7 protein-coding genes are annotated in these 7,744 nt (G+C 55.7%); 5 read left to right on the forward strand and 2 right to left on the reverse strand.

Annotated elements, in window-relative coordinates; translation table 11 throughout:
* The first annotated feature begins 9 nt into the window (after positions 1 to 9).
* From rbsA to rbsR, 5 genes are all read left to right on the forward strand, one after another.
* Positions 10 to 1,524 (forward strand): ribose ABC transporter ATP-binding protein RbsA, encoded by a 1,515-nt coding sequence (gene rbsA, locus ACE38U_RS18850; protein WP_038477284.1) that lies wholly within the window; start codon positions 10 to 12, stop codon positions 1,522 to 1,524.
* Positions 1,521 to 2,486, forward strand: a complete 966-nt coding sequence (rbsC, locus tag ACE38U_RS18855) for a ribose ABC transporter permease (protein ID WP_016538841.1) — start codon at positions 1,521 to 1,523, stop codon at positions 2,484 to 2,486. Before rbsA ends, rbsC begins: the two co-directional genes overlap by 4 nt.
* A 27-nt stretch (positions 2,487 to 2,513) precedes the next feature.
* A complete protein-coding gene (gene rbsB, locus ACE38U_RS18860; RefSeq protein WP_176981320.1) occupies positions 2,514 to 3,401 on the forward strand; it encodes a ribose ABC transporter substrate-binding protein RbsB in 888 nt (295 codons plus the stop codon).
* A gap of 68 nt (positions 3,402 to 3,469) precedes the next feature.
* Positions 3,470 to 4,399, forward strand: coding sequence for a ribokinase (rbsK, locus tag ACE38U_RS18865; protein ID WP_375530347.1), 930 nt, complete (start codon positions 3,470 to 3,472; stop codon positions 4,397 to 4,399).
* A 3-nt stretch (positions 4,400 to 4,402) separates the two neighbouring features.
* Positions 4,403 to 5,395 carry a ribose operon transcriptional repressor RbsR gene (gene rbsR / locus ACE38U_RS18870; protein ID WP_375530348.1) on the forward strand — a complete coding sequence of 331 codons (993 nt, stop codon included), beginning with the start codon at positions 4,403 to 4,405 and terminating at the stop codon, positions 5,393 to 5,395.
* Here the strand turns inward: rbsR and mdtD are convergent.
* Positions 5,392 to 6,786 carry a multidrug transporter subunit MdtD gene (gene mdtD, locus ACE38U_RS18875; RefSeq protein WP_038477269.1) on the reverse strand — a complete coding sequence of 465 codons (1,395 nt, stop codon included), beginning with the start codon at positions 6,784 to 6,786 and terminating at the stop codon, positions 5,392 to 5,394. The two genes, rbsR and mdtD, sit on opposite strands and share 4 nt — an antisense overlap.
* A 30-nt stretch (positions 6,787 to 6,816) precedes the next feature.
* Positions 6,817 to 7,515, reverse strand: coding sequence for a FadR/GntR family transcriptional regulator (locus ACE38U_RS18880; protein WP_375530349.1), 699 nt, complete (start codon positions 7,513 to 7,515; stop codon positions 6,817 to 6,819).
* Positions 7,516 to 7,744 lie beyond the last annotated feature (229 nt).

Here is a 7,744-nt window from a genome sequence, read left to right on the forward strand (position 1 = left end):
GAGGCCAGTATGGAACCTTTACTGCAACTTAAAGGGATCGATAAATCGTTCCCTGGGGTGAAAGCCCTCTCTGGCGCGGCGCTGAACGTCTATCAGGGTCGTGCCATGGCGCTGGTGGGTGAAAACGGCGCCGGCAAATCCACCATGATGAAAGTCCTGACCGGGATCTACTCCAAAGATGCCGGTTCGCTGCTGTGGCTTGGGAAAGAAACGGCCTTCAGCGGGCCAAAAGCCTCCCAGGAAGCCGGCATCGGGATTATTCACCAGGAACTTAATCTCATCCCGCAGCTCAGCATTGCGGAAAACATCTTCCTTGGCCGCGAGTTTGTCGGGCGTTTTGGCAAAATTGACTGGAAGAAGATGTACCGGGAAGCCGACAAGCTGCTGGCGAAGCTGAATTTACGCTACACCAGCGAGCGCCTGGTAGGCGAACTGTCGATTGGCGATCAGCAAATGGTCGAAATAGCCAAGGTGCTGAGCTTCGAGTCAAAAGTCATCGTCATGGATGAGCCGACAGATGCGCTGACCGACACCGAAACCGAGTCGCTGTTCCGCGTCATCCGTGAGCTGAAGGCTCAGGGCTGCGGCATCGTGTACATCTCCCACCGTATGAAAGAGATCTTTGAAGTCTGCGACGACGTAACCGTTCTGCGCGACGGGCAGTTTATCGCCGAGCGTGAAGTCTCCGCGCTCACCGAAGACACGCTTATCGAAATGATGGTTGGCCGCAAGCTTGAAGACCAGTATCCGCATCTGGACAAACAGCCGGGCGACATTCGCCTGCGGGTTGATAACGTGTCCGGCCCCGGCGTGAAAGAGGTTTCTTTCACGCTGCGCAAGGGCGAAATCCTCGGCGTGGCCGGGCTGATGGGCGCCGGGCGTACCGAACTCATGAAGGTGCTGTATGGCGCGCTGCCGAGAACCGGCGGCTATGTGGCGCTGGATGGTCGCGAAGTGGTGACTCGCTCTCCGCAGGACGGGCTGGCAAACGGCATCGTTTACATCTCCGAAGACCGCAAGCGCGATGGCCTCGTACTGGGCATGTCGGTGAAAGAGAATATGTCGCTGACCGCGCTGCGCTATTTCAGCCGCGACGTTGGCAGCCTGAAGCATAAAGATGAGCAGCAGGCGGTGCAGGATTTCATTCGCCTGTTTAACGTCAAAACGCCTTCTATGGAGCAGCCAATTGGCCTGCTTTCCGGCGGCAACCAGCAGAAAGTCGCCATCGCGCGTGGCCTGATGACCCGTCCGAAAGTGCTGATCCTCGATGAGCCGACCCGCGGCGTTGACGTTGGGGCGAAAAAAGAAATTTATCAGTTAATTAACCAGTTTAAAGCCGAGGGTTTGAGCATCATTCTGGTGTCGTCCGAGATGCCGGAAGTGCTGGGCATGAGCGACCGCATCATGGTTATCCACGAAGGGCGACTGAGCGGGGAGTTCTCCCGAGAAGACGCTACCCAGGAGGCGCTGATGGCCGCGGCCGTTGGTAAGCTTAATCGAGTGAATCAGGAGTTAGATAAATGAGTACCCAGACCGTGTCCACCCGTCGCTGGTTCACCAAAGCGTGGCTGTTGGAGCAAAAATCGCTGATCGCTCTGCTGGTGCTGATTGCGATTGTTTCAGCGCTGAGCCCGAATTTCTTTACCGTGAATAACCTGTTCAACATCCTGCAGCAAACCTCGGTCAACGCCATTATGGCGGTGGGGATGACGCTGGTCATTCTGACTTCCGGGATCGACCTGTCCGTCGGTTCTCTTCTGGCGCTGACCGGGGCGGTGGCCGCCTCTATTGTCGGCTTTGAGGTCAATGCGCTGGTCGCCGTTGCCGCCGCGCTGGCTCTGGGGGCTGCTATTGGCGCCGTGACCGGGGTGATTGTTGCGAAAGGGCGAGTTCAGGCCTTTATCGCCACGCTGGTGATGATGCTGCTGCTGCGTGGGGTGACGCTGGTTTACACCAACGGCAGCCCGATGAATACCGGCTTCTCGGACAATGCAGACCTGTTTGGCTGGTTCGGTATTGGCCGTCCGTTGGGGATCCCGACGCCGGTCTGGATTATGGGCGTTGTCTTCCTGGCCGCATGGTACATGCTGCACCATACCCGCCTGGGGCGTTATATCTATGCGCTCGGTGGGAACGAAGCGGCGACGCGCCTGTCGGGGATTAGCGTCAACAAAGTGAAAATCATCGTCTACTCTCTGTGTGGTCTGCTGGCGTCGCTCGCGGGGATCATCGAAGTCGCGCGTCTTTCTTCTGCGCAGCCTACGGCGGGTGCGGGATACGAACTGGATGCTATCGCGGCGGTCGTGCTGGGTGGTACCAGCCTGGCAGGCGGTAAAGGTCGCATTGTCGGTACGCTTATCGGGGCATTGATCCTCGGCTTCCTGAACAATGGCCTGAATTTATTAGGTGTTTCTTCTTATTACCAGATGATCGTCAAAGCGGTGGTTATTTTGCTGGCGGTGCTGGTGGACAATAAAAAGCAGTAAAACCATAACCCTACAGGACATCTGACTATGAATATGAAAAAACTGGCTACCCTGGTTTCCGCTGTCGCCCTGAGCGCCACCGTAAGCGCTAACGCCATGGCAAAAGATACCATCGCGCTGGTGGTGTCTACCCTGAACAACCCGTTCTTCGTGTCGCTCAAAGACGGCGCGCAGAAAGAGGCCGACAAGCTGGGCTACAACCTGGTGGTGCTGGATTCACAAAACAACCCGGCGAAAGAGCTGGCTAACGTGCAGGACTTAACCGTTCGCGGCACCAGGCTTATGCTGATCAACCCAACCGATTCCGACGCGGTGGGTAATGCCGTTAAAATGGCAAATCAGGCTAAAATCCCGGTGATTACCCTCGACCGTATCGCAAACCAGGGTACCGTGGTGAGCCACATTGCTTCTGATAACGTTGCCGGCGGGAAAATGGCCGGTGATTTCATCGCTAAGAAACTGGGTGAAGGCGCGAAAGTCATTGAACTGCAGGGTATTGCAGGCGCTTCCGCTGCTCGTGAGCGTGGCGAGGGTTTCAAGCAGGCCGTTGCCGCACATAAACTTGACGTGCTGGCGAGCCAACCGGCTGACTTCGACCGTACTAAAGGTCTGAACGTTATGCAGAACCTGCTGACCGCGCACCCTAACGTTCAGGCGGTATTCGCTCAGAACGATGAAATGGCACTGGGTGCCCTGCGTGCGCTGCAAACCGCGGGTAAATCTGATGTACTGGTCGTTGGTTTTGACGGTACGGCTGACGGCGTGAAGGCGGTAGAAGGCGGCAAGCTGGGCGCGACTGTTGCCCAGATGGCTGACCAGATCGGCGTTATCGGTGTGGAAACCGCCGATAAAGTGCTGAAAGGCGAGAAAGTGGATGCGAAAATCCCGGTCGACTTGAAACTGATCACCAAATAAGACGCAAAGAAAAGCAGGGCATCGCGCCGCTCAGCAATGAGTGGCGCACTCAAACTGGATATCAAGATATGAAAAGCACTGGCAAACTCGTCGTTCTGGGCAGCATCAACGCTGACCACATCCTCAACCTCGAACATTTCCCAACCCCGGGCGAAACCGTCACCGGGCAGGGCTATCAGGTGGCGTTCGGCGGTAAAGGCGCGAACCAGGCCGTGGCGGCCGGGCGTAGCGGGGCCGACATCGCGTTTATTGCCTGTGTGGGTGATGACGATACCGGGAGCCGCGTTTGTAAGCAGCTTGCCAGTGATAACATTGATACTTCGCCAATCAGCACGATTAAAGATGAAGCCACCGGCGTCGCGCTGATTTTCGTCAATAGCGCAGGTGAAAACGTTATTGGGATCCACGCTGGCGCTAACGCGGCCTTAACTCCTGGGCTGGTTGAGGCGGAACAGCAGAAAATCGCCGAAGCTTCTGCCTTATTAATGCAGCTGGAATCTCCGCTCGAAAGCGTGCTGGCGGCGGCGAAAATTGCCCATCAGCACCAGACCAAAGTTATTCTTAATCCGGCCCCGGCCTGTGAACTCTCCGATGAGCTTCTGGCGCTGCTGGATATGATCACCCCGAACGAAACCGAGGCGGAAAAGCTGACCGGCGTGCGCGTTGAGAGCGACGAAGATGCCGCCAAAGCCGCTGAAGTGCTTCACGGGAAGGGGATCGACACGGTAATTATCACCCTCGGCAGCCGTGGCGTATGGCTCAGCGAAAATGGCAGCGGCAAACGCGTGCCGGGCTTTAAGGTCAAAGCTGTTGATACTATTGCTGCCGGCGACACCTTTAACGGCGCGCTGGTTACCGCGCTGCTGGAAGATAAGCCGATGGAAGACGCCGTGAGATTCGCTCATGCCGCAGCCGCGATTGCCGTAACGCGTAAAGGCGCCCAGCCTTCCGTGCCGTGGCGTCAGGAGATTGACGAGTTTCTGCAACAGCAGAGGTAAGCTATGGCTACCATGAAAGACGTCGCCCGCCTGGCGGGCGTTTCTACTTCTACCGTTTCGCACGTCATTAATAATGACCGCTTCGTGAGCGATGCTATTCGCCAGAAGGTAGAGGAAGCTGTTAAAACTCTGAATTATGCCCCTTCTGCGCTGGCGCGAAGCTTAAAGCTCAATCAAACCCATACTATCGGCATGCTGATCACAGCGAGTAGCAACCCGTTCTATTCTGAACTGGTTCGCGGCGTTGAACGCAGCTGCTTTGAGCGCGGCTACAGCCTGGTGCTGTGCAATACCGAAGGCGATGAGCATCGCATGAACCGAAACCTGGAAACGCTGCTGCAAAAGCGCGTGGATGGATTGCTGCTGCTATGCACCGAAACACATCAGCCTTCGCCTGAAATCATCAACCGCTACCCGACTATCCCTACCGTAATGATGGACTGGGCTCCGTTTGAGGGGCAGAGCGATGTGATTCAGGATAACTCGCTGCTCGGCGGGGAAATGGCCACGCAGCATCTGATCGACAATGGCTATACCCGCATTGCCTGCATTGCCGGGCCGCAGGACAAAACGCCGGCCAGGCTGCGCCTTGAAGGCTACCGTAAAGCCATGGATCAGGCCGGGCTGGCTATCCTCCCGGGCTATGAAATTATCGGTGACTTTGAGTTTCAGGGCGGGTTTAGCGCCATGAGCGAGCTGCTCACGCTCAAGGAAAGGCCAGATGCAGTATTTATGGGCAATGACGCGATGGCCGTGGGCGCTTACCATGCTTTATATCAGGCCGGCCTTAGCGTGCCGCAGGATATGGCGGTGATTGGCTACGATGATATTGAGCTTGCTCGCTACATGACGCCGCCGCTGACCACCATTCATCAGCCTAAAGATGAGCTCGGCGAACTGGCTGTGGATGTGCTGATCCACCGGATGGGGCAGCCCGATCTGGCGCAGCAGCGTTTACTGCTGACGCCAGAGCTGGTGGAACGAAGGTCCGTTTAAGACTTGTGACGTTCTTTTATTAAGTTGCGCCCGTCTTTTGGGCGCAGCAGCAGAAATACCGCCGAAGAGACCAGCGTTATCGCACCCATCGTCAAGAGGGTGTAGTGGAACTGCTCGATAGTATTAACGCTCTCAACACCTTCCCATGCACGCAGCACCGCCGCGCTTACCGCAACCCCAAGGCTGATTGAAAGTTGCTGAGTTACGGCCAGCACGCTATTACCGCTGCTGGCGTTCTCATCCGTCAGGTCGGCAAGAGTGATGGTGTTCATGGCCGTAAACTGCGTCGACATCGCCATCCCTAATATAAAGAGGGGAAGGATCAGCAGCCAGACTTCCATCCCCGGCGACTGTAGTGAGAACTGGGCAATGAGCAGGCCGATGACCACTGTTATCCCCACCAGCGTTTTACGATAGCCCAGCCAGCGCAGTACCTGAGTCACCGTCGATTTGGCCAGCAGTGAACCTACGGCGGTCGGCGCCATCATGCAGCCAGCCAGCAGCGCTGAATAACCAAAACCGACCTGCAGCATGAGCGGCATTAAAAAAGGGACGCAGCCGGTGCCGAGGCGCGAGGCTATATTGCCGACGATGCCAACCGAGAAGGTGCGCGTTTTAAAGAGAGGAAGGGGAATAAGCGGCGTTGGAACGCGGCGAGCATGCCAGACATACGCCAGCAGCAGTAAAATACCGCCAAGGATAACCAACATTCCTATATAGCTGGCGACAATGCGCTCGCCAAATAACTCAACCCCGCTGGAGATCAGAACCAGGCCCGCGCCAAACATCAGGAAGCCGCTCATATCAAACCTGCGCTTCGGCGTGGTGAAATTGGGCATGTATTTGCGGGCATACAGCAGGCCCAGAATGCCAATCGGGATATTGATTAAAAAGATCCAGTGCCAGCTTGCCCAGGTCACCAGCACGCCACCGAGCAGCGGGCCAATAATGGGGCCGACCAGGCCGGGCATGGTGACAAAGTTGAGCACAGGGAGTAATTCGCTGCGAGGATAAGCCCGAAGCAGCGCCAGGCGGGCCACCGGCATCATCATTGCCCCGCCAATCCCCTGAATCACGCGGAAGATGACCAGTTGAGTTAGCGACCCGGACATGGCGCAGGCGAAGGAGCCGAGAGTAAACAGGCTAACGGCCAGCATAAATACCCGCCGTGTGCCGAAGCGGTCGGCTAACCAGCCGCTTACCGGGATAAGCATCGCAACGGTTAGGGTGTAGCTAATAATGGCGGCCTGCATGGCCAGCGGTGAGCGATTAAGGCTATGGGCTATTGCCGGTAGCGCGGTGTTAAGAATGGTGGCATCCAGCGCCTGCATAAAGAAAGCCATTGCGGCTATCCATGGCAGGCCGGCCATGCTGCGTGCTGTTTTCGTCATTATTATCCTGAAGGTTAAGTGCGCCTTAGACTACCGATGAGCGATGGGTTCCTTTAATAGCGCCAGGCAGGCATTAAAGGCGGCCTGCTCCTCTCCCTGAGTAATGGCATCAACAATCGCCTGATGCAAATCGAGCTTAATGACTTCGTTATCGGTAATCGCGGTGAAGTAATTGTAATAAATCGACCTGAATAAGTTCGCGAAAGATGTCATGAAAGGGTTACCACTCATTTCATAGATAATTTCGTGGTAGGCCATGTCCACCTCAATCCACCGCTGCCGGTCAAAGGTGTGCTGAAGTTCGGTCATTTGCGCCATCAGCTGGGCCAGCTTTGCGCGCTGCGCTTCATTACTATTAATCGCGGCTAACGCGCAGGCCTGTGGCTCCAGGCTATTACGCATAATTAAAAACTCTTCTACTACATGGCTGAAGTTATCTTTGGTCATCCACCAGGCTATCAGTTCCTTATCAAGGAAGTTCCAATGGCTGCGAGGCATAACGCGAGTGCCAATCCGTGGGCGGGGCAGCAGCATACCTTTAGCGGCAAGCGTCTTTACGGCTTCGCGAACGGCGGTTCGGCTGACGCCGTATAAGTCACCCAGCTCCATTTCGCCCGGAAGAATGCTTCCTGCGGCATATTCTCCCTTCAGAATTCTTTGGGCTAATTTCTCTGCCAGCACGTAAGAAAGGTTTTTTTGGGCGGCAAGTTGTTGAGTGGATAAAGACATGACGCAATTCCTTTAGCAGTATTTCTTGCCTTAGTATGCCACCGGCAGTGATTTTGCGGTGATTTATGCAGCAAATATCCCGATATTGCTGGCTTTCTGCGCGCCGTTGGTGAAAAAGAATGCGGTCAGAAAGTTTTTTCAAATTAGGGGTTGTCAGGCTCTGAGAACTCCCTATAATGCGCCTCCACTGACACGGCAAAGCGGCTTCGAAAGCGGCTTAACAAACCGA

It is taken from the genome of Cedecea selenatireducens (assembly GCF_042138895.1).
GTDB lineage: Bacteria > Pseudomonadota > Gammaproteobacteria > Enterobacterales > Enterobacteriaceae > Cedecea > Cedecea selenatireducens.

Coding starts and splice junctions, on each gene's coding strand:
- rbsA (WP_038477284.1), top strand. CDS start 10: ATGGAACCTTTACTGCAACTTAAAGGGATCGATAAATCGTTCCCTGGG.
- rbsK (WP_375530347.1), top strand. CDS start 3,470: ATGAAAAGCACTGGCAAACTCGTCGTTCTGGGCAGCATCAACGCTGAC.
- rbsC (WP_016538841.1), top strand. CDS start 1,521: ATGAGTACCCAGACCGTGTCCACCCGTCGCTGGTTCACCAAAGCGTGG.
- rbsB (WP_176981320.1), top strand. CDS start 2,514: ATGAATATGAAAAAACTGGCTACCCTGGTTTCCGCTGTCGCCCTGAGC.
- rbsR (WP_375530348.1), top strand. CDS start 4,403: ATGGCTACCATGAAAGACGTCGCCCGCCTGGCGGGCGTTTCTACTTCT.
- mdtD (WP_038477269.1), bottom strand. CDS start 6,786: ATGACGAAAACAGCACGCAGCATGGCCGGCCTGCCATGGATAGCCGCA.
- ACE38U_RS18880 (WP_375530349.1), bottom strand. CDS start 7,515: ATGTCTTTATCCACTCAACAACTTGCCGCCCAAAAAAACCTTTCTTAC.